Source organism: Microbacterium sp. CCNWLW41 (assembly GCF_037083505.1).
The window spans coordinates 72115-97839 of record NZ_JBAOJP010000002.1; the positions used below are offsets into that span (position 1 = coordinate 72115).

24 protein-coding genes are annotated in these 25725 nt (G+C 72.9%); 12 read left to right on the forward strand and 12 right to left on the reverse strand.

Annotated elements, in window-relative coordinates; all coding sequences use genetic code 11:
- Positions 1-76: 76 nt before the first annotated feature.
- Together V6R91_RS08095 and V6R91_RS08100 are read left to right on the forward strand one after the other, a co-directional pair.
- Entirely contained in the window at positions 77-400 is a 324-nt protein-coding gene (locus V6R91_RS08095; RefSeq protein ID WP_219085008.1) for a cupin domain-containing protein, read from the forward strand.
- Positions 401-470: 70 nt separating this feature from the next.
- Positions 471-833, forward strand: a complete 363-nt coding sequence (locus V6R91_RS08100; RefSeq protein ID WP_336395106.1) for a TraR/DksA family transcriptional regulator — start codon at positions 471-473, stop codon at positions 831-833.
- A 77-nt stretch (positions 834-910) separates the two neighbouring features.
- Here the strand turns inward: V6R91_RS08100 and V6R91_RS08105 are convergent, their stop codons facing one another.
- Positions 911-2440 carry a multicopper oxidase family protein gene (locus V6R91_RS08105; protein ID WP_336395107.1) on the reverse strand — a complete coding sequence of 510 codons (1530 nt, stop codon included), beginning with the start codon at positions 2438-2440 and terminating at the stop codon, positions 911-913.
- The gene (locus V6R91_RS08110) at positions 2437-2862 is read right to left on the reverse strand and encodes a hypothetical protein (RefSeq protein WP_336395108.1); all 426 of its coding nucleotides are present in this window, start codon (positions 2860-2862) and stop codon (positions 2437-2439) included. The genes V6R91_RS08105 and V6R91_RS08110 overlap by 4 nt, the downstream gene beginning before the upstream one ends.
- 161 nt (positions 2863-3023) lie before the next feature.
- Here V6R91_RS08110 and V6R91_RS08115 point away from each other — a divergent pair, with 161 nt between their 5' ends.
- Positions 3024-4205 (forward strand): sensor histidine kinase, encoded by a 1182-nt coding sequence (locus V6R91_RS08115; protein WP_336395109.1) that lies wholly within the window; start codon positions 3024-3026, stop codon positions 4203-4205.
- Positions 4202-4870, forward strand: coding sequence for a response regulator transcription factor (locus tag V6R91_RS08120; RefSeq protein ID WP_336395110.1), 669 nt, complete (start codon positions 4202-4204; stop codon positions 4868-4870). The genes V6R91_RS08115 and V6R91_RS08120 overlap by 4 nt, the downstream gene beginning before the upstream one ends.
- 63 nt (positions 4871-4933) lie before the next feature.
- Here the strand turns inward: V6R91_RS08120 and V6R91_RS08125 are convergent, their stop codons facing one another.
- From V6R91_RS08125 to V6R91_RS08165, 9 genes are all read right to left on the reverse strand, one after another.
- Positions 4934-8152 carry a hypothetical protein gene (locus V6R91_RS08125; RefSeq protein WP_336395111.1) on the reverse strand — a complete coding sequence of 1073 codons (3219 nt, stop codon included), beginning with the start codon at positions 8150-8152 and terminating at the stop codon, positions 4934-4936.
- 189 nt (positions 8153-8341) lie between these two features.
- The gene (locus tag V6R91_RS08130; RefSeq protein WP_336395112.1) at positions 8342-10006 is read right to left on the reverse strand and encodes a hypothetical protein; all 1665 of its coding nucleotides are present in this window, start codon (positions 10004-10006) and stop codon (positions 8342-8344) included.
- A 43-nt stretch (positions 10007-10049) separates the two neighbouring features.
- Positions 10050-10943: a carbohydrate ABC transporter permease gene (locus V6R91_RS08135; RefSeq protein ID WP_336395113.1), complete on the reverse strand. Its 894-nt coding sequence runs from the start codon at positions 10941-10943 to the stop codon at positions 10050-10052.
- Positions 10940-11914, reverse strand: a complete 975-nt coding sequence (locus V6R91_RS08140; RefSeq protein WP_067248088.1) for a carbohydrate ABC transporter permease — start codon at positions 11912-11914, stop codon at positions 10940-10942. The genes V6R91_RS08135 and V6R91_RS08140 overlap by 4 nt, the downstream gene beginning before the upstream one ends.
- Before the next feature lies 1 nt (position 11915).
- Positions 11916-13193, reverse strand: coding sequence for an extracellular solute-binding protein (locus V6R91_RS08145; protein ID WP_219085000.1), 1278 nt, complete (start codon positions 13191-13193; stop codon positions 11916-11918).
- A gap of 220 nt (positions 13194-13413) precedes the next feature.
- On the reverse strand, positions 13414-14289 hold the full coding sequence (locus tag V6R91_RS08150) for a Gfo/Idh/MocA family oxidoreductase (RefSeq protein WP_271061315.1): 876 nt from the start codon (positions 14287-14289) through the stop codon (positions 13414-13416).
- A complete protein-coding gene (locus V6R91_RS08155) occupies positions 14286-15386 on the reverse strand; it encodes a Gfo/Idh/MocA family protein (RefSeq protein ID WP_336395114.1) in 1101 nt (366 codons plus the stop codon). Before V6R91_RS08155 ends, V6R91_RS08150 begins: the two co-directional genes overlap by 4 nt.
- Positions 15387-15432: 46 nt before the next feature.
- Positions 15433-16461 carry a Gfo/Idh/MocA family protein gene (locus V6R91_RS08160; protein WP_336395115.1) on the reverse strand — a complete coding sequence of 343 codons (1029 nt, stop codon included), beginning with the start codon at positions 16459-16461 and terminating at the stop codon, positions 15433-15435.
- Positions 16462-16520: 59 nt separating this feature from the next.
- A complete protein-coding gene (locus tag V6R91_RS08165; protein ID WP_336395116.1) occupies positions 16521-17540 on the reverse strand; it encodes a LacI family DNA-binding transcriptional regulator in 1020 nt (339 codons plus the stop codon).
- Between the two features lie 132 nt (positions 17541-17672).
- On the opposite strand from V6R91_RS08165, the gene V6R91_RS08170 reads away from it, so the two are divergent.
- Together V6R91_RS08170 and V6R91_RS08175 are read left to right on the forward strand one after the other, a co-directional pair.
- On the forward strand, positions 17673-18467 hold the full coding sequence (locus tag V6R91_RS08170) for a 6-phosphogluconolactonase (RefSeq protein ID WP_271061318.1): 795 nt from the start codon (positions 17673-17675) through the stop codon (positions 18465-18467).
- A complete protein-coding gene (locus V6R91_RS08175) occupies positions 18464-19606 on the forward strand; it encodes an N-acetylglucosamine-6-phosphate deacetylase (RefSeq protein WP_336395117.1) in 1143 nt (380 codons plus the stop codon). Before V6R91_RS08170 ends, V6R91_RS08175 begins: the two co-directional genes overlap by 4 nt.
- Before the next feature lie 432 nt (positions 19607-20038).
- Here V6R91_RS08175 and V6R91_RS08180 read toward each other — a convergent pair whose 3' ends face one another.
- Complete coding sequence (locus V6R91_RS08180) at positions 20039-20722, reverse strand: GntR family transcriptional regulator (RefSeq protein WP_336395118.1); 684 nt, start codon at positions 20720-20722, stop codon at positions 20039-20041.
- Positions 20723-20849: 127 nt separating this feature from the next.
- Between V6R91_RS08180 and manD the strand changes: the two genes are divergently transcribed.
- From manD to V6R91_RS08210, 6 genes are all read left to right on the forward strand, one after another.
- A complete protein-coding gene (manD, locus tag V6R91_RS08185; protein WP_271061321.1) occupies positions 20850-22088 on the forward strand; it encodes a D-mannonate dehydratase ManD in 1239 nt (412 codons plus the stop codon).
- A gap of 46 nt (positions 22089-22134) precedes the next feature.
- Positions 22135-22641 (forward strand): gluconokinase, encoded by a 507-nt coding sequence (locus V6R91_RS08190; RefSeq protein ID WP_336395119.1) that lies wholly within the window; start codon positions 22135-22137, stop codon positions 22639-22641.
- Positions 22642-22672: 31 nt separating this feature from the next.
- Positions 22673-22987, forward strand: a complete 315-nt coding sequence (locus V6R91_RS08195; protein WP_336395120.1) for a hypothetical protein — start codon at positions 22673-22675, stop codon at positions 22985-22987.
- Positions 22988-23068: 81 nt separating this feature from the next.
- The gene (locus V6R91_RS08200) at positions 23069-23770 is read left to right on the forward strand and encodes an SGNH/GDSL hydrolase family protein (RefSeq protein WP_271061324.1); all 702 of its coding nucleotides are present in this window, start codon (positions 23069-23071) and stop codon (positions 23768-23770) included.
- Between the two features lie 48 nt (positions 23771-23818).
- Positions 23819-24769 carry a hypothetical protein gene (locus V6R91_RS08205; RefSeq protein ID WP_336395121.1) on the forward strand — a complete coding sequence of 317 codons (951 nt, stop codon included), beginning with the start codon at positions 23819-23821 and terminating at the stop codon, positions 24767-24769.
- Positions 24766-25623 carry an SMP-30/gluconolactonase/LRE family protein gene (locus V6R91_RS08210; protein WP_336395122.1) on the forward strand — a complete coding sequence of 286 codons (858 nt, stop codon included), beginning with the start codon at positions 24766-24768 and terminating at the stop codon, positions 25621-25623. The genes V6R91_RS08205 and V6R91_RS08210 overlap by 4 nt, the downstream gene beginning before the upstream one ends.
- The last annotated feature ends 102 nt before the right edge of the window (positions 25624-25725 follow it).

Consider the following 25725-nt stretch of genomic DNA (forward strand, 5'->3'; position numbering starts at 1 on the left):
CAAGCAAATGTCAGGGGACCTGTGCCGCGGGGGCGTCGGCGCGTAGCGTGGGCACGGACACCGTGACGGAGGCGCCATGACCATCCAGCCGATCGACGTCGCCCGTGACGCGAACCTCGAGGGGTTCGTGATCGGGTCGCCCGTGAGCATCATCCGGGAGTACGTCACCACGCCCGGCACGGGGCCGCGGCTGCACCGCCATCCCTATGCCGAGACCTTCGTCATCCATCGCGGCCGGGCGCTGTTCACCGTGGGCGACGAGCGCGTCGTCGGCGTCGGGGGCCAGATCCTGGTCGTCCCGGCCCTCGTCGCGCATCGCTTCGAGGTGCTCGACGGCGGGACCTACGAGGCCACCCACGTGCACGCGAACGACCGCTTCGTCACCGAGTGGCTCGAATAGCGCCGGCTGATCGCCTCTCCTCGGCACCGGTGTCGGTGCCGGTGTCGGTGCCGAGGAGGATGCTGGACGGATGGAGAGTCAGGACCCCGACCGCGCACGGCTCACCCTGGAGGGGATCCGCGCGGAGGCCGCGAGCCGCGTGGCGGCGGCCGAGGCCGCGCTGGCGGCGCTCATGCACGACCGGGAGAGCGCGAACGACGACGACGAGCACGATCCCGACGGCGTCACGCTGTCCGCCGAGTGGTCACGCCTCTCCGGCCTCGCCGATGCGGCGCGCGGGGAGCTCCGCCAGGTCGACGACGCGCTGGCCCGCACGGCGGCGGGCGTCTACGGCGTGTGCGTCGACTGCGGACGCCCGATCCCGCCCGCACGCCTCGCGATCCGGCCGTTCGCGGAGCGGTGCGTGCCGTGCGCCGAGAAGCGCGGGCGCTGACCTCCCGCCCGCCGGCCCGAAGCCCCGTGACGCCGCGCCGGCCCGGCGACACCCGTCGCCGGGCCGGCGCACCCGCGTCAGTGGTGTCCGCCGTGGCCGCCCGTACCGCCGGACGGGACGGCGCCGTCCGGGGCCCGCACCCGTGCCTCGTCTCCGCGCTCGATCACCACGAACTGCCCCATCATGCCCTCGTCCTCGTGCAGGAGCATGTGGCAGTGGTACATGTACGGCATCGCCGGGTCGGCGTAGTCCTCGAAGCGCAGCAGCAGCCGGTAGGTGGTGTTCGGGTTCAGGTAGATCGTGTCCTTGCGCCCCGCCAGCTCCGGGGGCGGCGCGTGCCCTCCGACGGAGAGCACACGGAACTGCACGTCGTGGATGTGGAAGCTGTGCGGGATCGGCTGCGTGCTCGTGACCTCCCAGATCTCCGTGTCGCTCACGTAGGCGACCTCGTCGATCCGGCTCATGTCCATCTCCTCGCCGTTGATCTCGCGCGTGTTGAGCACGAACGACCGGGTGGTCGCCGCATCCGCCTCGTGCAGCTCGTCCGCCCCCGCCTCCGCCGACTCCGGCCACGACGGTGCCGGGACCGGGGCGAGGGAGTCCGCCGCGCGGAACTCCATCACATCGAACGCGTCGTTGCCCCCGGAGGTCGCGGGGACGACGATCCCGCCCAGGTCCGTCTTCTCCGATCGCAGCCGCACCCGCTCGCCCGGCTGGAACGCCACCACGACCTCGGCGCGCTCGCCCGGGGCGAGCCGCAGCCGGTCCCGCTCCAGGGGCTCGTCCAGCAGGCCCCCGTCCCCGGCGATCATCGTCATCGGCCGGTCGGCGAAAGCGAAGGTGTAGGTGCGCGCCGTGGAGCCGTTCAGCAGCCGCAGCCGCACGCGCTCGGTCGTCACGTCCTGATAGGCGCCGGGTGTGCCGTTCACCAGGATCGTGTTCCCGAGCATCCCGGGCTCGGATCCGTCGCGGTCGAGCACGAGCGCGCCCTCGTCGTCGAAGCGCTTGTCCTGCACGATGAGCGGCAGGTCGTCCACGCCGTACGCGGAGGGGAGGTCGGCGGCGAGGCTCGCGTCGTCGTCCAGCACGAACATGCCCGCCAGGCCCCGGTAGACGTGCTCCTCGGTCGCCCCGTGCGGATGGGGGTGGTACCAGAGCGTCGCCGCCGGCTGGTCGATCGTCCACGTCGGCCGCCAGGTCTCCCCCGGCGCCACCGTCTGGTGCGGACCGCCGTCCATGGCCGCGGGCAGGTGCATGCCGTGCCAGTGCACGCTGGTCGGCCGATCAAGCGTGTTGCCGACCTCCACGGCGACCCGTTCGCCCCTGCTGGCCCGGAGCGTCGGGCCGAGGAAGGCCCCGTCGAACCCCCACGTCTCGGCCTCGCCGATCCCGGGGAACTCCGTGGTCCCGCGCTGCGCCGTCAGGTGGAAGGTGCGGACGCCCTCTTGGACCGTGGACGGCGCGAGCGGCGGGATGGCCAGGGGGTTCGCGAACTCCCGTTCCTCGATCGGCGAGGTGGACAGCGTGTCGCATCCGGCGAGCACGGTCGCCACGAGCGCCGCCGTGGCCACCGCCGCTGCGCCGAGCGGTCTTCTCGGCCGCTTCATCGCCGGCCTCGCATCTTCTGGATGGCGAGCGCGAGGAGCCCCGCGATCAGGCCGATCAGAGCGTCGGCCGCGAGAAGGATCGGTGTGCCCCAGACGTCGGGGCCGTTGTAGCCCCGGGTGATGAGTCCGACGAACGTCAGAATCACGCCGTAGCCGATGCCCACGAGCACAAGGGTGAGCACCGGTCGGCGCACACGGGCGAAGCCGACCACGCCGATCCAGACGACGGCGATCAAGCCCATGATCGAGAGCGCTCGCGGCCCGCCGTCGCCGATGCCGAGCAACCCGGTGAGCGGCCAGAGCAAGGCGAGGGAGGACAGCCCGAGGATGAGCAGCCAGGGCAGGCCGGGACGCCGAGGGGCACCCTGAGCGACCGACGGATCGGCGGCGGACGGAGACGGGGGAAAGGGTGAGTTCGTCATGCCTCCACGCTCCACGGACGCCGACGGATGCGCGTCGATGCGGAAGCGTCACTCTCGCTCGACTCGGATCGACTCCGACGGAGGTTGCCGTCGCCCCCGATCGATCGGCCGATCGCCCCGGATCGATCGCGGTCGAGCGGCGCGGTTCCTACTCTGGAGACATGACCGCACGCACCGGCATCGAGCCGCGTCTGGGCGACGCCGGCCTCGCGCTCGCCGTCGCCCTGGTGATCGCGGTCGTCATCGCGTCGGACCCGGCGCGTCGAGGCGGCGTCGGCGCCTACGTCTGCGCCGCGACGTTCGGTGCCGTCCTGCTGCTACGGCGCCGGTACCCGCGCACGATCGTCGTGGTCACGGTCCTCGGGATCTTCGCGTTCTACTGGGCGGGATTCCCGCCGGTCGGCATGGTGCTCCCCGCCGTCGGCGCGCTGTACTCGGCCGCCGAGCAGCGCCGCACCGGCTGGGCGATCGGCAGCGGCGCCCTCCTCCTCGCCGTCGCGTCCTACTTCCGGCTGGACGGCTCGGAGCCCGAGGCCGCCTTGAACGGCTACACCTTCGTCACCGAGCTGGCGCTCGCCGCCGCGGCGATCGCGCTCGGGGTCGCGGTGCGCCTGACCCGCGAGGCGCGGGAACGTACCGCCCTCATCGCGGAGCTGACCGCCGCGGAGCAAGCGCACGCCGCCGAGGCGCGCATGCAGGAGGAGCGGATGGGCATGGCTCGCGACCTCCACGACACGATCGGTCACACCCTCTCGGTCGCGGCGCTGCACGCCGGGGTCGCTGCCGAGGCGACGGACTCCGGCGCCGCCCGGGCCGCGATCGCGCAGGCCCGTGCCGCGGCCTCCGAGGCCCTTCAGGAGCTGCGCCGGACCGTGAAGGTGCTGCGCGCGGACCGGACGACGGATCCCGCACCCGTCCTCGGCCTCGCGTCGGCCGACGAGCTGTTCGCCGCGGCGCGCGCCGCGGGCCTCCGGGTCGACGCGGACGTCGCGGTCCCCGCCGACGCGCTGAGTCCTGCCACGGATGCCACCGCCTACCGCATCGTGCAGGAGTCGCTGACGAACGTGCTCCGCCACGCCGCCGCATCCCGTGCGGTCGTGGGGGCGCGGATCTCCGAGGGAGAGCTGACGCTGCGCATCACGGACGACGGGCGCGGCGCGGCGCCGACCTCACTGCGCAGCGGGGCGGGGATCCGCGGGATGCAGGAGCGGGCCGCGCTGGTCGGCGGAACGGTCACGGCACGGCCGGCGCCGGACGGCTTCGTGGTCGAGGCCCGCCTTCCGCTCGACCCGCCCGCACCCGAGTCCGGATCCGGACCCGAAGCCGACAGGGAGGGACGATGACCCGTCCACCGATCCGCATCGTGCTCGTCGACGACCAGGAGCTCGTGCGCGCCGGGCTCCGGGCCCTCGCCGAGCGCGACCGCGACATCGCCGTCGTCGGCGAGGGCGCGGACGGCCGCGCCGGCCTCTCGCACGTCCGCGAACAGCGCCCCGACGTCGTGCTGATGGACATCCGCATGCCGGTGATGGACGGCCTTCAGGCGACCAGGGAGATCGTCCAGGACCCGGCGCTCGACGAGGTGCGGGTCCTCGTGCTCACCACGTTCGACGAGGACGAGCACGTGTTCGAGGCGATCCGGGCGGGCGCGTCCGGGTACCTCTTGAAGGACGTCTCCCCCGAGGACCTGCGCTCCGCGATCCGCGCCGTCGCGGCCGGCGACTCGCTGCTGTCCCCCTCCGTCACGGCGACCGTGATGCGAGCCGTCACCGCGGGGTCCCGGACCGACGACACGCCGCTGCAGGGACTCAGCGGGCGGGAGGTCGAGGTGCTCACCCTCATCGGGCGCGGACGCACGAACGACGAGATCGCCGCCGCGCTCTTCCTCAGCCCGGCGACGGCGCGCACCTACGTGAGCCGGCTGCTCGCACGGCTCGGCGCCAGGGACCGGGCCGCGCTCGTGGTGCTGGCGTACGAGACCGGACTGGTCACCCCGGGGACCAGCTGACGCCGTCCCGACGCGCAGGAGCGCCCGCCACCCGATCTCCGGGCGACGGGCGCTCCCGTCTCGTCACGCGGTGCGGCGACGCCTCACCATCAGGCCCCCGCCGACGGCCAGCAGAGCCGCGAGCGCGACGAGACCGGCGATCCCTCCGCCGTCCAGGCCCGTGGCCGGAAGACCCGCTCCGCCGGGCCCCGGAGCCGGAGCACCCGGCGTCGGAGCGCCCGGGGTGGGCGCGGGCTCCGTCGGGGTCGGGGTCGGGGTCGGGCCCGGGTCCGCCACCACGGTCAGCGCCGCGTCCGCACGCCGGTCCCCCTGGACGAGGGAGACCTCGTGGGCACCCGGCGCGACGCCCGAGACCGTCAGGGTGCGGTGCAGCTCGCCGTTCGCGTCCGCGGTCGCCTCCTGGACGACCTCGCCGTCGAAGAGCACCTGTACGGCCTCACCCGCGACGAGATCGCGCCCGACCAGGCCGACGCCGTCCTTCGCCAGGGCGCCCACCGTGACCTCGCCGGTCGACAGCTCCAGCGTCGGCGCGCCCGGGCGGGGATCCTCGGTCACGGTCAGGGTCGCGGTCGCCAGGACGTCGCCCACCGCCGCCGCCGGCAGCCCGGCGGCTTCCGAGCGCACCCGCTCGCCCGCCTGGATCAGCTCCACGGTGTGCGCTCCCGGCTGCGCGTCCGAGACGGTGAACGAGACCGAGCCCGCTCCGTCCGCGCCGCTGGTGAAACGCGCGACCTCGACGCCGTCGAACGCGACGCGGACCGGCGTGCTCGCGGGGAGTCCCGCGGCACTCAGCGCCACGCCGTCCGTGGCGAGCGCGCCGGCGGCGATCTCGTCCGGCGACAGGGTGACCTCGGCCGGCGTCGTCGGGTCGGCGGTCACGGTGACGTCCGCGGACGCCTCCTCCGCGCCGCTGCGCACGGTCACCGGGTAGGTGCCGGGGGCGACGCCGTCCCGCACGACGGTCGCGACGAGCGCGCCGTCCGCATCGGTCGTGACGGTGTCGACCACCTGGCCGTCGAACAGCACCTCGGCCTCGGCGTCGGCGGGGAAGTCCTCGCCGGTGACCCCGATCCCCGACGACGCGAGCGCCGACACGGTCAGCGTCGTCGGGTCCAGGGCCACCGTCGGGTCCTCGTCGACCGGGTCCGCGGTCACGGTGAACGAGGTCTCCGCAGCCCAGCGCCCGCTCGTGAGCGTCACCGCATGCACGCCCGTGGCGGCGCCGGCGGCCTTGTGCGTGTAGGCCAGCGCGCCGTCGGCGGACGACCGGACCGTCGCCACGTCGGCGCCGTCCACCGCGATCACCACGTCCGCGTCCTCCGGGAAGCCCTCCCCGGTCAGTCTCACGCCCGTGGCTCCGAGTGCGGAGACCGTCAGGGAGGCCGGGGACGCCGAGGCGGTCGGGTCGTAGTCCACCGGGTCCGCCGTCACCGTGAGCACCGTCGCGGCGGACCAGCGCCCGCTCGTCAGCACGATGTCGTGCTCTCCCGTGCCGCGGTCGGTCGCGGTGAACACGTAGGACACCTCGCCGCCGGCGTTCGAGGCGACCGTGGCCTCCTCGGTTCCCGACACCGAGACCACGACGTCGGCGTTCTCCGGGAAGCCCTCCCCGGTGATCGTCACCCCGGGTGACGCGAGCTCCGACACGGTGACGCTCGACGGGGCGACCGCCACCGTCGGGTCGTAGTCCACCGGGTCCGCCGTCACCGTGAAGGAGGCCTCCGCCGACCACTGCCCGCTCGTCAGGGCCACCGTGTGCCCGCCGGTCGCGGCGCCCGAGACGGTGTGGACGTACGAGACGTCGCCGGCGGCGTCGGATCGGACCGTCGTGACGGTCGAGCCGTCGACGGCGACCGTGACGTCCGCGTTCTCCGGGAAGCCCTCGCCCGAGATCGTCACCCCGGAGCCGGCCAGCTCCGACACCGTGAGGGACTCCGGGGCGACCGACGCCGTGGGGTCGTAGGTCACCGGGTCCTCGGTCACCGTGAGCGTCGTCGCCGCGGACCACGTGCCACTGGTGAGACGGAGCTCGTGCGAAGCGGGGAGAATCCCGGCACGCACGAAGTCGTGCTGCACGGCCCCGGTCGCGTCGGTGCGCAGCGTCGCCATCTCGGTGCCGCTGAGGGTGAGCACGACGTCGGCGTCCTCGGGGAAGCCCGTCCCGGAGATCCGCACCCCCGTGGTGCCCAGCGCCGACCGCGTGACGGTGGCCGGATCGACGGTGACCGCCGGCTGGTACGGGTCCTCGGTCACGGTCAGCTCCGCCGACACCGTGTGCGGTCCGCTGGTGAGCGTGACGGTGTGCGCGCCGGGAGCGACGTCGGCCCGCCGGAGGGAGTAGGTGAACCGCCCCTGGGCGTCCGCCGGCATCGACACGATGGCGCTGCCGTCGAAGGTCAGCGAGACGTTGTCGTCCGTCGGGAAGCCGGTGCCCGTGATCGTCACGCCGTCCGCCGCCAGATCCGACGGCGAGATGGTCGTCGGATCGAGGGCGATCTCCGGGTTCACGACAGGGTCGGCCTGGATGACGAGCATCGTCGTCGCGGACTTGCCGCTGCCGGCCATCCGCACCTCGTACTCCCCCGGGACCGCGTTCGCCACGGTGAGCCGCGAGGTCGCCGTGCCGGACGCGTCCGTCTGCATCGTCCCGAGCTCGTCGCCGTCGAAGGACACCGTCACCGTGGACTCCGGGGCGAAGCCCGTGCCGGTGAGCGTCAGGTCGCCGGCCAGCGCCTGCGACACCGTCGCCGGGTTCGGCGCGATCGACAGCTCCGCCGCCACCGGGTCGAGCTCGGCGGTGTAGGTGAACTGGGTCGCCTCACACAGCAGGCCCGGCATCACGGCGTCCGCGGCGTTGGAGCCGCTGTTGACGATCACGCCGTCGTCGCTGACGACGCCGCCGAACCAGAACTCGAAGTACAACTCGTCGGACGGATCGGAGTCGTAGGTCCAGTGCGCGGAGAAGGAGCCGTCCGCCGCGATCGGAGTCTCCGGGATCCCGATGAACTGCACCATCTGCGGGGTCGTGCCGGGGAAGTCGGGGGACGCGCACCAGGTCCAGGACTGCGTGTCCACATCGGTGACGGCGCCGCCCTCGACCGTGACGGCGATGTCGAAGCCGTCGCTGGTCGTGCCGGTGTAGACGCCGTCCTGCGCGGCCGCCTGCGCGGGCAGGGCGAAGCCGAGGACGCTCAGGCCTGCCGCGAGCAGGCCGGTGAGGAGCATCGCCAGGCTGCGCGCCCAGCGGGGTCGTCGGGGGGTCGTGGGTCCGGTTCTCATCATCGGCGGCTTTCCTGTCGTCGGGGACGCACTCCCCCGACCGACGCGGATGGCCGCGACGCGGGGGCGCACCCGTAGTCTGTCCGCGACGCTCCGTGAGACGGAGAAATCGGAACGAATCCGAACGGCGCCGACCCGCCGGCGGCACGCGAAGGAGCCGCCGCCCGAAGGCGGCGGCTCCCCGGGTGCGGGTCAGGGCAGCGCCGGGCCACCCGGGCCGGCGCCCGGGACCGGGTAGTACACCGGGGGCTGGTCCTCCCACGCGGACGGCAGTGTGAGCAGGTCGTCGTAGTGGTGCATCGCGATGCCGCCGAAGGACGGCTCGTCGCCGAAGGCCGCGTAGACCTTGTCCAGCTCGGCCTCCAGATACGTCCGCCCCTCCTCGAAGAACGTCACGCTCTCGGGATCGCCGGTGCCGGAGAGGTCCTTCGTCTCGATGCCGATCACGACCGAGTCCGGCTTGCCGATCGCGTTCGCGTAGTCGATCTCGTGCTGGGCCTGGGCGATGATCCCGGCGCCGCCGTCCGCGGTGTCGCGGTAGTCCATGATCGAGATGTAGTCGGTCATGTCCTGGATGTGGTCGGACAGCGGCTTGGTCTCGCCGTTCCACGTGATGGCCGTGCAGCAGGACGACGTGTCCAGCCAGCGCGGGATCGCGGGTCCGACGAGAACCGGGAGCCCCGAGGCGTCGCGGCGCTCGATCAGCGTCTGCAACACCTCCAGCCAGCGGTTCGGCAGGTCGTTGCCCGGCACCTTCCACTCGCCGAGGATGTACGGCTCGATGTCGACGTTGATGCCGTCGAAGCGGGCGTCCTCGGGCACGGCGAGGTTGTAGTCCAAGACCTTCTCGAACTCGTCCACGGCGAAGTGCTCGAACTGCTCCAGCGCCCCGAAGTACGGCGGGCGCGTGCCTCCGGCGACCGTCGCCTGAACGTGGTATCCGCGCTCCTTCGCCCATCGCACGAACGCCGCGACCTCGTCGCGGGCGTCCCGGAGCATGTCACGGTCGCCGTAGCGGTCGACGCCGAGGTAGATCGTGCGGATCGGATCGGATCCGAACGTCTCGGTGTCGTCCATGACGGCGCCGAGACGGTCGCGCGCAGCGGTCGAGAACACCGCCTCGTAGGAGGCCCGCTCCCAGATCCACATCGAGCGGTCCTGGTCGTAGACGACGGGATCCTGCGCCTGCGCGCCCCCGACCGAGACATAGGTCGTCGGCGACAGCGAGACGTGTCCCGCGACATCCGTCGCCCGGGCCTCGATGCCGACGAACCCGGCCTCGCGGACGGGGAAGACAGCGCGGTAGTCGCCGGTGTTCCCGGGGGCGGGCGTGGCACGACGCCATTCGCCGCCGTTGACGCGGACCTCGACGCTCTGCACCGCGTGCTCGGACGCGACCCGGACGACCGGCTTCAGCACTCGTCCGTCCTGCGGGCCCTCCTCCGGCGAGACGATCGTGACGACCGGCTTCGCGGCCGCGGGGTTGTCGACCTCGACCGCGACGAACGACGACCACGTCGTGTAGAGCGTGGTCAGGTCCCGGCCTCGGACGGCGAGGTCGAGGCGACCGTCGACGTCGGCGATGTCGATCGACACCTGCCAGTCACCGTCGTCCTCCACCTGCTCGATGGGCACGAGCTCCTGACCTCCGACGGCCAGGACGAGCTCGGAGACGTTCGCCGACGTGCCGGCGACCGTCAGCGTCTCACCCTGCACGGTCGCGCCGTCGTCCGGCGAGGTGATGGCGATCGCGGTGACGGGGTCCTCGGCGGCGGCCGGGGTCGCGGCGACGACCGTCAGCGCCCCGCCGAGGAGTCCCGCCACGGCCCACGCCGCGACTGCTCTCTTGGTTCTCATGTCCGTTCCTCTCCGACCGCGCCCCGATGCGCGGTGCGTTCGTTCAACCCTTGACCGCTCCCGCCACCATCCCGGAGGCGAGCCGCCCCTGGACGATGAGGAAGAGGATCACCACGGGCACCGAGATCAGCGTCGCGCCGGCCATGATGCCGGCCCAGTCGGTCGCCGACATCTCGCTGCTGAAGGTCTGCAGCCACAGCGGCAGCGTGGCGTTGCCGGGCTTGGTCATGACGACGAGCGCCAGGGTGTACTCGTTCCAGGCCTGGAGGAAGGAGAACACCGACGCCGTGACGATCCCCGGCCCCAGCAGCGGCAGCGTGACCCGGAAGAAGGCCCCGAACCGGCTACAGCCGTCCACCATCGCCGCCTCCTCCAGGTCGGCCGGGATGCCGTGGATGAAGCCGCGCAGGAGCCACACCGTGAACGGGACCACCGTGCCGACGTACAGCAGCGACAGACCGCCGACGGAGTTCAGCAGTCCCCAGCCGTCCAGCATCCGGAACTGCGAGATGAACAGCGCCTCGCTCGGGATCATCTGGATGATCAGCACCATGAGGATGATGAGCCCGCCCCCGCGGAACCGGAACCGGCTGACGGCCACCGCCGCGAGGAAGCCGAACAGCACCGCGACGACCACCACCACCGCGGTGACCGAGGCGCTCATGCCGAGGGCCGACCAGAAGCCGTTGTCGGCGAGGATCCCGGCGAAGCTCTCCGCGCTGAACGGGATCGGCAGGAACCGCGGCGTCTTGCTGAACAGGTCGTCGTTGTCGGAGAAGGCCGTGTTCACCATCCAGTAGACGGGGAAGACCAGCAGCGCGGCCGCGGCGATCGCCACCGCGTTCCATCCGCGGCGGTGGGTGTCGCGGCGGCTGCGCCGTCCGCGCGGCGCGACGGCGGGGAAGTCCGTCGTGCGCAGGTCGACCGGAGCGCTCATTCGCTCGCCTCCCTCTGCTGGGCGAACATCCTCGCGATGTACTTCCAGGTGAGCAGCAGCGTCAGCAGCAGCACGACCGTGGCCAGCGCCGAGGCGTCGCCGTACTCGCCCTGCCCGATGCCGACGCGGTAGATGTAGGTGCCGAGGAGGTTGGTCTCCTCCACCGAGACACCCGCCTGCTGCAGGACGTAGATCTGGGTGAACACGCGCAGGTCCCACACGATCTGCAGGAGCCCGACGATCATGACCGCGGGGGTGATGATCGGCAGGGTCACCTCCCGGAACCGCTGGAACGGCCGGGCGCCGTCGAGCTCGGCGGCCTCCAGCACCTCCAGGGGCACCTGGGTCAGCGCCGAGTAGATCATGAAGATGATCAGCGGCAGGCTCCCCCAGATGACCGTGAGCGCCGCGATCGTGAACACGCCCATCGGGGTCGACGTCCACGGGAAGCCGGCCATGTCCCGGAACCCGATCGAGGCGAGCAGCCAGTTCACCAGTCCGTACCGGCCGTCGAAGAGCCACTGCCAGATGACCATGGTGACCAGGGCGGGCGTCGCCCAGACCAGGAGCAGGGCGACCTGGAGCACGATCCGCGCCCAGCTGCTGACCTTCGTCAGCAGCACCGCGACGAGGCAGCCGATCACCATCGACAGCGTGGCGCAGATCGCGCAGAAGACGATGGATCGGAGGAACACGAGCCACATCGTGGGGTCCGTGAGCACCGAGACGTAGTTGTCCAGGCCGACCCACTCGGGCTCCTTGCCGAACTGCTGGGCGAGGCCGAACTTCTGCAGCGACATGATGAACTGCTGCAGCAGCGGCCATCCCAGCGCCACGGCCACCGCCGCGATGAGCGGCAGGACGAGGAGATAGGGGAGGACGGCGCCCCGCGCGCGGCGACGCCGCCGCGCGCGGGGGACGGGCTCGGGCGCCGGGGGCGCCTTCTGTGGTTCGACGACGGTCGCGGTCATGTCAGTCGGCGTTGAGCGTCTCTTCGATCTTGGCCCCGGAGCGCTTCACCACGGCGTCGATGTCCTCGCCCTTGGCGATCGCGGAGAAGAGGTCGACCGGGATGTTGTTGCCCTCGACGATCGCCCAGGCGGGGGCGGTCGGGGTCAGGCGCGACGTCTCCGCGATCTGCTGCTGCAGCGAGGCGGGGACGAGGCCGTCCGGGATGGCGTCCGCGTAGGCGGTGTTGCCGGGCACCCAGCCGGAGTCCTCGGCGAGCTGGCTCATGAAGTCCTCGCTCATGATGAGCTCCAGCGCCTTCTTCGCCAGCGGCTGGTTCGACGAGTTCGCCGAGACGGCGACGTTCGAGCCGCCGAGGAACTGGTGGCTGTCGCCGCCCGCCTCCGCAGGCGGGAGCGCCATGACCCCGGTGACGTCCTTCAGCTCGTCCGAGATGCTCGCCTGCGCGAACACGCGGTACGAGAACATCGCCACCTCGCCGTCGTTGTACGGCACCCAGGGGCTTCCCGCGGTGTCCTTGCCGTCGAGCGCGCCGAGCGCGGACGTCGACCAGATCGTCTGCATCTGCGTCAGGGCCTTCTTGGCCTCCGGGGTGTCCAGGGCGCTGACCCACGCGTCGCCGTCCTTCTCGGCGTAGTTCGCGTCGTTGCTGAACAGCCAGCCCTCGAGGCCGTGCGTGTCGACGACCGGGAAGTAGATCCCCTTGAAGCCCTCGACCCCCTCGGGGTTCGCGGCCTGGATCCTCTGGGTCGCCGCGACGAGCTCGTCGAGCGTCTTCGGCACCTCGATGCCCGCGGCCTGGAACAGGTCCGTCCGGTAGAAGAGGACGCTGGAACCGGCGTACAGGGGCAGCGCGTAGCGCTTGTCGTCGACGGTCGCGGCGTCGACGAAGCTCGGGATGAGCTCGTCCCCGCCGAGGTCCTCGTACACGTCGGTGAGGTCCGCGAGGGCGCCGACGCTGGCGAAGGTCACCGTCTTGGTGTTGCCGATCTCGACGATGTCCGGGGTCTCGGTCTTGCTGGCGAGGGAGGTCTGGAGACGGGAGACGATGTCCTCCCACGGCTGCATCTCGACCGTGAGGGTCGAGCCGGGGTTCTCCTTCGCGAACTCCTCCTCCAGCCACGCCACGGCGTCCTCGGACACCGAGTCCTGCATGAACCAGACCCGCAGGTCCCCGGTCTCGCCGTCGCCTCCGCCGGCCCCGGCGCCGCCGCCGGAGCAGGCCGTCATCGCGAGCGCCCCGGCCAGGGCCGCCGCCGCGATCATGGTGCGTCTTGCCATTGTCGTTCCTCCGTGGTCTTCCTTGACGAGCGCCGGACGGCGCCCGATGAACGGGCGGATCTCTGCTGGTGTCACGCTAGCGTGCAATCGGTTGCATTACAAGCGAAACGTCGATCGGGATCCGCGAATGGAGTTTTCATCCCAGGTCAGACGGCCTTTCGACGCCGATCCTCTGATCTGGTTCCGCGCGCACCGCCACGTCCGGCGTGCACGCCGTGCGTCAGTGTGCAGGCACGCGCGCCGAGGCGCCGAGTTCCTGCGCGACCGTCTCGAGAAGACGGATCGGCGCCCGCATCTGCGCGGCCGGGATCGGCGGCGCCCCGGTCGCGAGCATCTTCGCGAACGCGTCCACCCCGGGCTGCACGTAGTCCTCGCCCAGCCGGATCTCTCGGCTGAGCACGCCGTGCCTGCCGACGGCGGTGGCACGGAACGGCACCCGCCCGTCCTCGTCCGGGCGGACGAACTCCAGAGCGACCAGCGTGTCCGCGACCCGATACCGCGCGACGACGGCGTGCGGGGTGCGGCACACGTCGATTCCCTCCGGGTCGCCGGGCAGGAGCCGCTGAGCGGCGTCGGCGATGTGGATGCCGTAGAAGAAGATGCCGCTGTACTCGCTGTCGGGGTCGGCGGGTCCGGTCAGCGTGAGGGTCTGGAGCTCCCCGACGCTGCCGAGGTCCCTCGCCAGATCCTGCGTGTCGGCGACCCAGCGCAGCGCCGAGGAGGAGGTGAGCGGAGCACCGCCGCGCTCGGCGGCGGCGATGATCTCGTCCGCGTCGGCCACGCCGGCCGCGAGCGGCTTGTCCACCCACACCGGCACGCCCGCCTCCAGGAACGGCACGGCGAGGTCGCGGTGCAGCGCGCCGTCGCGCGAGGTCACGATCAGGGCGTCGACGCGGCCGCGCAGCTCGGCGACGTCCTCGACCACCGTCTCGATGCCGCCCAGGCGCGCGAGCTCCGCCGTGCGCTCCGGCTCCCCCGCGACCAGGGCGGTCACACGGACGGGCACGTGCGAGGGGCGCAGGACGTTCAGGTAGTGGACGATCTCGGTGGCGTGGCTGTTCTCGATGCCGACGATCGCGACGCGCGGGGCGTTCATGCGTTCTCCTTCAGGGGCTCGGGGGTCGCGGCGCGCCGCGCGGCGGGGGCATCGCCGGCGGCGTCGTGCTCCAGGGTGACGGGACGCCCGGTCCGCGCCGACTCGTACACGGCGAGCACGACCTGGAGCGCGCGACGGCCGTCGCGGGTGGTGATGGCGGGGGCGCGGCCCTGCGCGATGGCGTCCAGGACATCACGGTACTGGCGGAGGTGCGCCACGTCGACCGCGCTCCAGCCCTCCGGGACGCTCCGCTCTTCGACGTCGTCGGGCCCCGGCGCGAGTCCGGACGCCGCGGCGAACACGGAGAGCCGGTCGTCCTCGATCACGCCCGTGCCGCGGTCGCCGTGCACCGCCAGGCGCACGGGGAGTCCGGGATACGCCGCCGTGCTCGCCAGCAGCACGCCGATCGCGCCGTTCGCGAAGGTGATCGTGGCGCCGGCGACGTCCTCGACCTCGATCCCCTCGTGGGCCACGCGCCCGGTCGCCGCCTGCACCGAGACGGGGGTGCCGAGCATCCAGAGGAGGAGGTCGAGCGCGTGGATCCCCTGGTTCATCAGAGCGCCGCCGCCGTCGATCGCCGCCGTGCCGCGCCAGTCGCCGGAGTCGTAGTAGGCCTGCGGCCGGAAGAACGCGGACTCCGCGATGCCCGAGGTGATCCGGCCGAGCTCGCCGTCCTCGATCGCACGGTGCAGGAACGCCGCGGCCGGCTGGAAGCGGCGCTGGCTGATGACGGACACCGTCCGCCCGCTCGCCCGTTCGGCGGCGATCACCCGGTCCGCGGCGTCGAGGGCGATGTCGATCGGCTTCTCCACGATGACGTCGAGGCCGGACTCGAGCGCCTCGACGGCGGCGTCCGCGTGGTAAGCGCTGGGCAGGCAGATCGCCACGACGTCGACGCCCGCCTCCGCCCGTGCCTGCGCGAGGGTCGTGAAGGCCGGGACCCGATACGGCTCGGCGAGGGCACGGGCGCGCGCGGGATCGACGTCGACGATCGCGGCGAGCACCCCCTCCGTCTCGGCGAGGGCGGACACCAGTCGGGCGTGCACGGCGCCGATCGCGCCGGCACCGAGGACGGCGATGCGCTGCGGGGCGGTCATGGGATCTCCTGTCTGCGGGTCTGAGCCGGGGGAAGGACGACGACGGTCAGCGCGACCAGGGACGCGGCAGCCCGTCCTGGTCCGCCGACTCCTGGGCGAGCAGGGCGAGACGGGTGGCGAGGAGCGAGGCGGCCGTGTCCACGGCGCCCGGGCCGGCCGCGACCCCACCGGCGGCGCCGGCGCCGGACGCGCCCGAGGCCAGGGCGTCGAGCGCGTCCTGCGCAGGGCGGCGCCCCTCGGGAAGATCGAGCAGTCGCGCACCGCGGCGGTGCGTCGTCACCTCGACCCGGTGACGCGCCCAGGACACCTCGGCGGTGCCCTCGGTGCCGACCAGCCGGAGGCGGTAGTCGCCGTGCACGTCCGACTCCGCGGGCGTCAGCCAGCTCACCTCGGCGGTGACCACCGCCGAGGACGTGCGCAGCGTCGCGACGCCGTAGCGGGCGAAGTCCGGGACGTCTTCGAGGGGCGCGGAGACCGCTCCCTGGACCACGCCCTCGTCCGCCGGGGCGAACAGCAGCGCGATGTCGAGGTCGTGCACCGCGAGGTCGGCGAGGACGCCTCCGTAGCGGGCACGGTCGAGGAACCACTCGGGCCGCCTCTCCCGCTGCAGCTTGTGCGGCGCCGAGGTCGTGACGCCGACGATCTCGCCCAGCTCCCCCGCGGCGACGACCTCGGCGACCGCCAGGGTCTCCGGATACCCGCGCTTCTCCAGGAGCAGCGACACCGTGCGATCCGCCGCCGCAGCGGCCTCCTCGATCGCGGCGAGCTCCGCCAGGCTCGTGCAGAGGGGCTTGTCCGCGATCACGTGGGCGCCGGCGCGGAGGGCGGCGACGACATCGCGTCCGCGGTCACCGTAGATCCCGGCCACCATGACCACGTCGGGCTGCTCGGACAGGAGCGCCTCGGCGTCGGTGACGCCCGGGACGCCGAACCGTTCGGCGTACGCGCCCGCGATCCGCCGGTCGGGATCCTGGACCCCGATGAGCGTGAAGCCCCGTCGGTCCTCCCGCGCCAGCTCGTCGAGCAGGTACTCGACGTGCGGGTGGGCGGCACCGACGATGGCGATCCGGGTCATGGGCGTCAGTAAAGCATGCGACCGGTTGCATAGTCAACCGGTCGCACGCGGAGGACGCCTCACTCGCGGGCCGCGGGCCGCGCGGCGTCCGTGGTCTCCCGGACCACGAGGTGCGTCGCGATGGCCACCCGCTTGGCGGGGCGCTCGGCGTCGGCGAGACGGGCCAGCAGCAGCTCCGCGGCGGCCTCGCCCGCGGCGGCCGAGGCCGCCGAGATCGTCGTCAGCGCCGGGTTGGTCCCGGAGGCCAGCGTGTCGTCGCAGCCGATCACGCTGATGTCCCTCGGCACGGCGATGCCGCGGAGGGCGAGCCCCGCGAGCACCCCCTGGGCCACGACGTCGTCGAAGGCGATCACCGCCGTGGCGCCGGAGGCGAGGATCCCGCCGACGGCGTCGCGCCCGCCGGTCGAGCTGGGGCGGCCGAGGTCCTGCACCGCCACCTCGATGCCGACCCTCTCCGCCGCACGGTTCAGCGCCGCACGCCGTTGCTGGTCCGACCACGACTCCCGCGGTCCGGACAGATAGACCACGCGCCGATGCCCGAGGCGGTGCAGGTGCGCCACCGCCTCGTCCAGCCCGCCGCTCGGGTCGATCAGCACCCGCGCGAGGCCCTCGATGTCCCGGTTCACCAGCACGACGGGCCGCTGGGCGTCGAGCTCGCGGATGCGCTGCTCGTCGAGCCGCGGCGCGGCCAGCACGAACCCCTCGACCTGGGCGCTCAGTCGCGAGGTCAGGTTCGCCTCGCGGTCGGCGATCTCGTCCGAGTCCCCGAGGAACACCGCGTAGTCGGCCTGATCCGCGAGGGTCTGCACCCGGCGCACCAACGGCGGGAAGAACGGGTTGGCGATGTCCGGGACCACCACCGCGATGTTGCCGAAGCGCCCGGTGGACAGGGCGCGGGCGGCATGGTTGACGACGTATCCGAGCTGGTCGGCGGCGGCGCGCACGCGGTGCACGGTCTCGCCGCTGAGCATCTCCGGACGACTGAACGCGCGGGAGACCGTGGAGCGGGACACACCGGCCACCCGGGCGATGTCGCCGATCGTCACCGGGTTCGTGGCGCTTCTCCGTTTCCCTGTCACGACAGACACACTATGCCCGCGGACCGCGTGCGCGCCTCGGGTCACGGGGTCCGGCCGCGGGATCCTCGCGGCTCCGCACCCGATACGCATCAGCGCTTGACTTCGCAACCGGTTGCACTAATGTGGCCAATCATGAGCACGCCCACGTTCGCCCTCCACGCCCACCCCGACCGGGACTCCCTGGGCGCCGCCGCCGCCCGCTCGGCCGCCCAGACGCTGCGCGCGGCCATCGCCGAACGGGGCGCCGCGCGGATGATCGCCGCCGCCGCTCCCAGCCAGCAGGACGTCTACCGCGCCCTCGTTCAGGAGCCGGGGATCGACTGGAGCGCCGTCACCGTCCTGCACATGGACGACTACCTGGATCTCGACCCGGGGGCGCCGCAGCGCTTCGCCGCCTGGCTGCGCGTCCATCTCGTCGATCACGTCCGCCCCGGGCGCTTCCTCGCCATGCGCACGGAGCTCGGCGCGGAGGCCGCGGCGGCGGAGTACGAGGCGTACCTCGACGAGGGGCCGATCGATCTCGTCTGCCTCGGGATCGGCGTCAACGGGCACATCGCCTTCAACGACCCGCCCGACGCGCGCTTCGACGACCCCTCGCGCGTCCGCGCCGTCGCCCTGGACGAGGCGAGCCGCATCCAGCAGGTCGACGACGAGTGCTTCGATACCCTCGACGACGTGCCCACTCACGCGCTGACCCTCACCATCCCGACGCTGCTGTCGGGATCGCACCTCGTCTGCGCGGTGCCGGGCGAGCGGAAGGCCGCCGCGGTGCGCGCCCTCGTGGACGAGCAGGTGGACGAGTCCTGGCCGTGCACGGTCCTGCGCCGCCACCCGCACTGCGAGGTGCACGTCGACCGCGATGCGGCGTCGCTGCTGCCCGTGTCGGCGACGCTGCCCCTGTCCTCCGCCGCGGTGCCGGCGTCGTGAGCGCGACGGTCCTGCGCGGACGCGATGCGTTCGGAGGAGGCGGGATCGACGTCGTGGTGGACGACGGGATCATCACCGCCATGACCCCCCGGGAGCCGGTGGCGGAGGAGCCGTGGATCGGGCCCGGCCTCGTGGACCTGCAGGTCAATGGGCACGGGGAGGGCGACGCGAACGCCGCCGATCCGCATCCGGACCGGATCGCGGAGATGGCGCTCAGCCTCGCCGCACGCGGGATCACCCGCTTCCTGCCGACCGTCATCACCGCGTCCGCCCCCGAGATGCGGGCGCGCATCCGGGCCATCGCCGAGGCGCGGCGGGATCCGCGCATCGGAGGCATGATCGCCGGCGTCCACGTCGAGGGGCCGTGCCTGTCCCCCGAGGACGGGCCGCGCGGCGTGCACCCGCGGGAGCACATCCGCCCGCCCGATCCCGACGAGCTGCAGTCGTGGCTCGACGAGGCACCGGGGCTGATCCGGATCGTCACCCTCTCGCCGCACCACCCCGGCACGGAGGAGGCGATCCGCCTCCTCGTCTCGCAGGGTGTGCGCGTCGCCGTCGGGCACACGCACGCCGACGACGCGCAGATCCGCGCGGCGGCCGCCGCGGGCGCATCCCTGTCCACGCACCTCGGCAACGGCGCGCACGCCGTGCTGCCCCGGCATCCGAACTACCTGTGGTCGCAGCTCGCCGAGCCCCGGCTGGCGGCGGGCCTGATCGCCGACGGGCATCACCTGCCGGACGAGACCCTGTCGGCGATGCTCGCCGCGAAGCGCGAGCACGGCGCGTTCCTCGTGAGCGATGCGGTCGCGACCCCCGCGGAGCTCCGCGAGGGCGGCGTCTCCTCCGTCGGCGGCGGGGTCCGCATCGCGCCCGACGGTGCGCTGCGGCATGCCGCCACCGGCTTCCTCGCGGGGTCGATCCAGGCGCTCGACACGGGCGTCGCGACGGCCGCGCGGGTCACCGGGTCCCTCGCGGAGGCCGTGCGCCTCGCCGCCGTCGCCCCCGCCCGGATCCTCGACGACGCCGAGCCGTGGCGCGTGGGGGCCCAGGCGGACGTGCTCCGGTTCCACTGGGCGCCGGGGGACGCGGCGATCCGCCCCGTCTCCGTCCACGTCCAGGGCCGAGCGCTCGTCGGCTGACCCACATCCCCCATTCCCCGCACTCCCCGCTGCCCCGCCGCTGCGCCGCGCCGCTCCCCCGTCTCAGGCAAACGCGCGAGATCAGGCAGCAATCCCCACCCCTGGCCTGTTCTCGCGTGATCGCCTGGCCCCGCCGCGCTCAACGCGACATCAGGCAAACGCGCGGGATCAGGCGACAATCCTCACTGCCCGCCTGAACCCGCGTGATCGCCTGAACTCGCGTGCCCCGCGCAGACCCGCCAGCGGACAGCGGGCCCCGCACTCCTCCACGCCAGCGCAGGCAAACGCGCGAGATCAGGCAACAATCCCCATCACCCGCCTGAACCCGCGTGATCGCCTGAACCCGTGTGATCGCCTCACCTCGCGCGCTCGCAAGTCTCGCGGGATCGCCTGAACCTGCGTGGCGTCTCGCATCGAGACCGGGGCGCGGGGTCAGCGACGCTTCGGACGACCGGTGCGCGAGGGGGCCGGGGGGCCGTCGAAGTGCTCCGGGTGTCGTGCGCGCACGGCCTCCAGATCGGCGAACACGAAGCGCAGGTGCTCGCGCAGCGCCGCGATCGCCCCCTCGACATCGCCGGCGGCCAGAGCGTCGAGCACCCGCTCGTGGTCGTCGACGTAGTCCTGCACGCCGCGGGTGGCGCTCATCCCCACGTAGCGCGCCCGGTCGAGATGCCCCTTCGCCGCGGAGACCGCCGCCCAGGCGTTGGCGTGACCGGCCAGCCCCAGGAGCATCCGGTGGAACTCCTCGTCGAGCGGATAGAAGGCGTCGCGATCCGCCGCACGGCGCTGGGACGCGATGGCGGCGCGGAGGCGGGCCTCGGCGGCGGGATCCGGCGTCCGGCAGGAGGCGAGGGACGTGAGCTCGATCGCCTCGCGGATGAACTGGGCCTCGCGCACCCGGTCGGGATCGATCAGGGTGACGTAGGTGCCGCTCTGCGGGCGGACCTCGACGAGTCCCTCCTGCGCGATGAGCAGCAACGCTTCGCGGACCGGCTGCCGGCTCAGCCCGAGGGAGACGGCGAGGTCGTTCTCGGACAGCAGCGCGCCGGGCGCGTGCACCCCCTGAATGACGTCGTCACGGATCCGCGCATAGGCGACGGACCGGGCGGAGGGCATGCCGACACGATAGCTTGACGAAACTAGTATGGCAGTGATTCGATGGACGGACGATGACCAGACGGCGCCGGCGGGTCCCGGACACAGGGCCGGACACCGAGCCGACGACCGAGGACCAGGAGCGCGCATGACCATCGACAAGGCCGAGGTGATCGTCACCAGCCCCGACCGGAACTTCGTGACCCTCAAGCTCACGACGGCGGACGGGATCACCGGCCTCGGCGACGCGACGCTCAACGGGCGCGAGCTCGCCGTCGTTGCCTACCTCTCCGAGCACGTCGTGCCGCTGCTCGTGGGCGCCGACGAGGGCCGGATCGAGGACACCTGGCAGTTCCTGTACCGCTCGGCCTACTGGCGGCGCGGACCCGTGACGATGGCCGCGATCGCCGCGGTCGACATGGCGCTGTGGGACATCAAGGGCAAGCGCGCCGGCATGCCCGTCTACCAGCTCCTCGGCGGCGCGAGCCGCACCGGCCTGCTCGCCTACGGGCACGCCTCCGGCAAGGAGCTGCCGGAGCTCTTCGACTCCGTCCGCGAGCACCTGGAGCAGGGCTACCGCGCGATCCGGATCCAGACGGGCGTCCCCGGCCTGAAGGCGATCTACGGCATCGCCTCCCAGGCCGCGGACACCTTCGGCGGCGAGGCGCGCTACGACCATGAACCCGCCCGCCGCGGGGTGAAGCCGGTCGAGGAGGACTGGGACACCCGCTCCTACCTGCGCCACCTCCCCGGCGTCTTCGAGGCCGTCCGCAACGAGTTCGGCGCAGAACTGCCTCTCCTCCACGACGGGCACCACCGCATGACGCCGATCCAGGCGGCCAAGCTCGGCAAGGAGCTCGAGCCCTACGACCTGTTCTGGCTGGAGGACTGCACGCCGGCGGAGAACCAGGAGGCCCTGCGCCTGGTCCGCCAGCACACGACGACCCCTCTCGCGATCGGCGAGATCTTCAACACCGTGTGGGACTTCAAGGACATCATCCGCGAGCAGCTCATCGACTACGTGCGCGGCGCCGTCACGCACATGGGCGGCATCAGCCCGCTGAAGAAGACCCTCGACTACGCCGCGATGTACCAGATCAAGTCCGGCATGCACGGGCCCACGGACATCTCACCGGTCGGCATGGCCGCAGCCATGCACCTCGGGCTGGCGATCCACAACTTCGGCATCCAGGAGTACATGCGCCACGGCGCGCGGACGGATCATGTGTTCCGCCAGTCCTTCACCTGGCGCGACGGCCTGCTCCACCCGGGGGACGCCCCCGGGCTCGGCGTCGAGCTGGACGTGGACGAGGCGGGCAAGTACCCGTACGAGCAGGCCTACCTCCCGTACAACCGTCTCGCCGACGGCACCGTCCACGACTGGTGAGCCCGCGCGCGCGTCCCCGGATCGAGGGCAGGAGGAGGATGGACGCATGAACGCTCTCCCGCCCGTGGTGGTGATGGGGGTCTCCGCCGTCGGCAAGACCTCCGTGGGGATCGAGATCGCCCGGCGGACCGGCGGCGTGTTCACCGACGCCGACGACCTCCACGGCGAGGCGAACATCGCGAAGATGTCCGCGGGGATCCCGCTCGACGACGCGGACCGGTGGCCATGGCTGGACCGGGTCGGCGAGGCGCTGGTGCCCGGAGCGGTCGTGGCGTGCTCGGCGCTCAAGCGCGCCTACCGCGACGTCCTGCGGCGCCACGCGCCGGCCGTCGCGTTCGTCCATCTGGACGCGGATCCGGATCGCCTCCTCGCGCAGGCCTCCGGCCGCAGCGCCCACTTCATGCCCGCCTCCCTCCTGCGCTCGCAGCTCGACGCCCTCGAACCCCTCGGCGCGGACGAGCGGGGCATCGTGGTCACCGTGGACGCGGAGCCCGCGACGCTCGCCGCCCGCGCCGTCGCACTCCTGACGTCCCCCGGCGGCTCCGGCGCCTGATCCGCCCGAGGGCCGCTGCTACGCTCCGGCCATGGCATCCCCCACCTCCTCCGCCCCGCCCCGGCACGGCCTCGCCGTCGCCGCGCTCGTCCTCGGCGTCGTGACCGCGGCGGTCGCGGCCATCGGCTGGGTTCTGACGCTGTCCACGCCCGGCATGGGCTCGCTCTCGGTGATGATCCTGGCGGCGATCGCGGTGTGGGCGCTGGCCCTCGCGACCGCGATCGTCGCCGTGGTCGCCCTGATCCGGGCTCACGCCAAGATCCTCGCCGTGATCGGCCTGGTGCTCGCCCTCGTCCCCGCGGTCATCGCCGTCGCCTGGGTGGTCCCGCTGCTGACCGCGCTCTGACGCGATCGCTCCGCACGGCCCCGACTCGTGGGGCGGAGGACTCCGTACGGGCGCCGGCCCGCGGGACGGAAGAATGGACCCATGACCACCGCCGATCGTGATCGCCTGCACGCCCTGCTCACCGACGAACGCCCCGTGAACTGGGTGATCACCGGCGACTCGATCACCCACGGCCTGGTCCACACGCAGGGTGGGCGCAGCTACCCCGAGCACCTGCACGAGATCGTGCGCGGCGAGCTCGGGCGCACGCGCGACGCCATGATCACCACCGCGATCAGCGGTCACCGGATCGTGCAGATCCTCGACGACTTCGACCGGCGTGTCGCCTTCTGGGCGCCCCACGTCGTGACCCTGATGATCGGCACGAACGACTGCTCCACCGGCGGCGTGTTCCCGATCATCGAGCCGGAGGAGTTCGGGGCCTCGCTCACGACGTTCGTGTCACGCGTGCGGGACCTCGACGCGATCCCGGTCCTGCTCACGCCACCGTCGGTCGACGCCGCCCACGCGCCCGAGCGCGCGCGGATCGGGGAGTTCGCCGAGGCCGTGCGCGAGGTCGCCCGCGCCGAGAGGACGATCCTCGTCGACATGCTGGCCGCGTTCACCCGGATCGGCAACGGCGGCGTCCCGTCGGCGCTGATGAACGACGCGTTCCATCCCAACGCCGCCGGGCACGCGGCTCTCGCCCTGGAGGTCGCCGCCGCCCTGGGCCTGGAGCCGGAACCGTCGCGCACCCTGACGCTGCTGCGCGCCCGGGTCGCCGCCGCGACGTTCCTCCCGTGAACCGCCGCCGTTTCGGTGCGCCGTCGCGGATCGTAGGCTGAGGGCATCATGGATGAGATCCTCAGGGCGCTCGGGGAGTTCGCCCGCGACTACTGGTGGCTCGTGTTCCCCTTCATGGGCGTGGCCGGCGGTGTCGCCAAGGCGTGGGAGCGCGGCGCCAAGCGCCGCCACCAACGCCGTCTGGAGACCATCCGCGTCAAGGGGGAGATCAAGGCCGCGCAGCTCGCCGCGCGGGGCAAGGCCGTGCCGGCGCAGGTCGTCGCCGCCGACCCTCCCGTGTCGTCCACGGACCTGTTGGAGCGGCTCTTCGCCGAGCACGACGAGATCACGGCACGATGGCTGGACTACGAGCTGGACGTCGCGAAGCTCATCGCCTTCCCCGCCATGAGCGACGGTCGCCAGCCGCTGACGGCCGCGTTCCTGCGGGCCAAGCGCACCGCCGACGCCCTGCGCCCGGCGACGGCCGACGCGAAGATCAGCGAGCAGCGCGTCGCGGAGTACCTCGACGCGGTGGGCGCGTACGCCGTGGCCTTCGAGGTCGCGGAGAAGGATGCGCGACGCCTGCGGGACTCGAGCTTCAGCGAGGCCGAGCGCAAGCGGCTGGAGCGCGCGCAGCACATGCTCACCGTCGCGCTCGACCAGTCGGCGACCGCGGCGGAACGCCAGACCGCGTACAAGCGGGTGCGGGAGGAGCTGGACGGCCTGCTGTCGCTGTCGGAGGAGGCCGTGGAGAACCTGGAGAAGCGCGTGGCGCTGCAGCTCGAGGCGCCCACGGCGACCGGATCGGAGGGAGCGAGGAGCGCGGACGCCGCACCGGCGACCGCGCCCGGGGTCACGGCGCCCGCCGCCGAGCCCGCTCCGTCCCGGCCGAACACGGCCCCCGCCGACGCGACGACAGGGATCCGCGACGGCGCGGAGCCCGTCGCCGACCCGGTCCCCGCCCCGGATCCGCTCCCCGCCCCGGATCCGCTGCGAACCCCGGGACGCGACCGCCGGTGACGCCCGAGAACGTCACCGGCCCCGTCGCCCGCCACGCCGAGGCGCCCGTGTGGTGGCCGGGATGGGGCGGGCTGCGCTGGGTCGACGGGGACGCCGGGGACCTTCTGACCCTCACGGACCACGGCGTGCGGCGGCAGCACGTCGACGACCGCTACCTGGCCTTCGCGCGGCCGCGCCGGTCGGGCGGGTTCGCGGCGGTGGGCGCGCAGGATCTGTACCTCGCGGACGACCCGGATGGACCCGCGCACCCGGTCCTGCGCCTGCTCGACGGCACCGGCACCCGGATGAACGACGGCTGCTGCGATCCCCGCGGCCGCCTCCTCGCCGGCTCCATGGCGACCGACGACGCGTCGGGCACGGGTGTGCTGCGGCGGATCGATCCGACGCCCGACGGCGCCACGGCGACGACGCTCCTGCGCGGGATCACGTGCTCCAACGGGGTCGGCTTCGCCCCGGACGCACGCCGCGCCTACTACGTCGACACGGCGACGCGGCGGATCGACGTCCTCGACGTGCACGACGGCGAGCTCGGCGGGCGACGCACGTTCGCCGCGTTCCCCGAGGACGCCGGGTTCCCGGACGGCCTCACCGTCGCTGCGGACGGAAGCGTGTGGGTGGCGGGATGGGGCGGCGGCGCCGTGCTCGGCTTCGACGCGGACGGCGCGCTGCAGGAGCGGATCGTCCTTCCGGTGCCGCAGGTGAGCGCGTGCACCTTCGGCGACAACGACCTCGGCACCCTGTACGTCACGACGTCGGCGCAGGGGCTGGATCCGGATCACGGGACCGCCGCCGGATCCGTGTTCGCCGTGCGCCCCGGCGTCCGCGGCACCCCGGTGACGCCGTACGCCGGCTGACCCGCGCCCAGCCCCGGGTCACCACGTTTCGACTCGCTGCGCTCGCTCAACGACCGAGAAGCACCCAGTCCCGGGCCACCACGTTTCGACTCGCTGCGCTCG

Coding starts and splice junctions, on each gene's coding strand:
- V6R91_RS08200 (WP_271061324.1), top strand. CDS start 23,069: ATGACCACCGCCGATCGTGATCGCCTGCACGCCCTGCTCACCGACGAA.
- V6R91_RS08155 (WP_336395114.1), bottom strand. CDS start 15,386: ATGACCGCCCCGCAGCGCATCGCCGTCCTCGGTGCCGGCGCGATCGGC.
- V6R91_RS08115 (WP_336395109.1), top strand. CDS start 3,024: ATGACCGCACGCACCGGCATCGAGCCGCGTCTGGGCGACGCCGGCCTC.
- V6R91_RS08140 (WP_067248088.1), bottom strand. CDS start 11,914: ATGACCGCGACCGTCGTCGAACCACAGAAGGCGCCCCCGGCGCCCGAG.
- V6R91_RS08095 (WP_219085008.1), top strand. CDS start 77: ATGACCATCCAGCCGATCGACGTCGCCCGTGACGCGAACCTCGAGGGG.
- V6R91_RS08145 (WP_219085000.1), bottom strand. CDS start 13,193: ATGGCAAGACGCACCATGATCGCGGCGGCGGCCCTGGCCGGGGCGCTC.
- V6R91_RS08100 (WP_336395106.1), top strand. CDS start 471: ATGGAGAGTCAGGACCCCGACCGCGCACGGCTCACCCTGGAGGGGATC.
- V6R91_RS08110 (WP_336395108.1), bottom strand. CDS start 2,862: ATGACGAACTCACCCTTTCCCCCGTCTCCGTCCGCCGCCGATCCGTCG.
- V6R91_RS08130 (WP_336395112.1), bottom strand. CDS start 10,006: ATGAGAACCAAGAGAGCAGTCGCGGCGTGGGCCGTGGCGGGACTCCTC.
- V6R91_RS08195 (WP_336395120.1), top strand. CDS start 22,673: ATGGCATCCCCCACCTCCTCCGCCCCGCCCCGGCACGGCCTCGCCGTC.
- V6R91_RS08125 (WP_336395111.1), bottom strand. CDS start 8,152: ATGATGAGAACCGGACCCACGACCCCCCGACGACCCCGCTGGGCGCGC.
- V6R91_RS08150 (WP_271061315.1), bottom strand. CDS start 14,289: ATGAACGCCCCGCGCGTCGCGATCGTCGGCATCGAGAACAGCCACGCC.
- V6R91_RS08170 (WP_271061318.1), top strand. CDS start 17,673: ATGAGCACGCCCACGTTCGCCCTCCACGCCCACCCCGACCGGGACTCC.
- manD (WP_271061321.1), top strand. CDS start 20,850: ATGACCATCGACAAGGCCGAGGTGATCGTCACCAGCCCCGACCGGAAC.
- V6R91_RS08160 (WP_336395115.1), bottom strand. CDS start 16,461: ATGACCCGGATCGCCATCGTCGGTGCCGCCCACCCGCACGTCGAGTAC.
- V6R91_RS08205 (WP_336395121.1), top strand. CDS start 23,819: ATGGATGAGATCCTCAGGGCGCTCGGGGAGTTCGCCCGCGACTACTGG.
- V6R91_RS08180 (WP_336395118.1), bottom strand. CDS start 20,722: ATGCCCTCCGCCCGGTCCGTCGCCTATGCGCGGATCCGTGACGACGTC.
- V6R91_RS08135 (WP_336395113.1), bottom strand. CDS start 10,943: ATGAGCGCTCCGGTCGACCTGCGCACGACGGACTTCCCCGCCGTCGCG.
- V6R91_RS08105 (WP_336395107.1), bottom strand. CDS start 2,440: ATGAAGCGGCCGAGAAGACCGCTCGGCGCAGCGGCGGTGGCCACGGCG.
- V6R91_RS08190 (WP_336395119.1), top strand. CDS start 22,135: ATGAACGCTCTCCCGCCCGTGGTGGTGATGGGGGTCTCCGCCGTCGGC.
- V6R91_RS08120 (WP_336395110.1), top strand. CDS start 4,202: ATGACCCGTCCACCGATCCGCATCGTGCTCGTCGACGACCAGGAGCTC.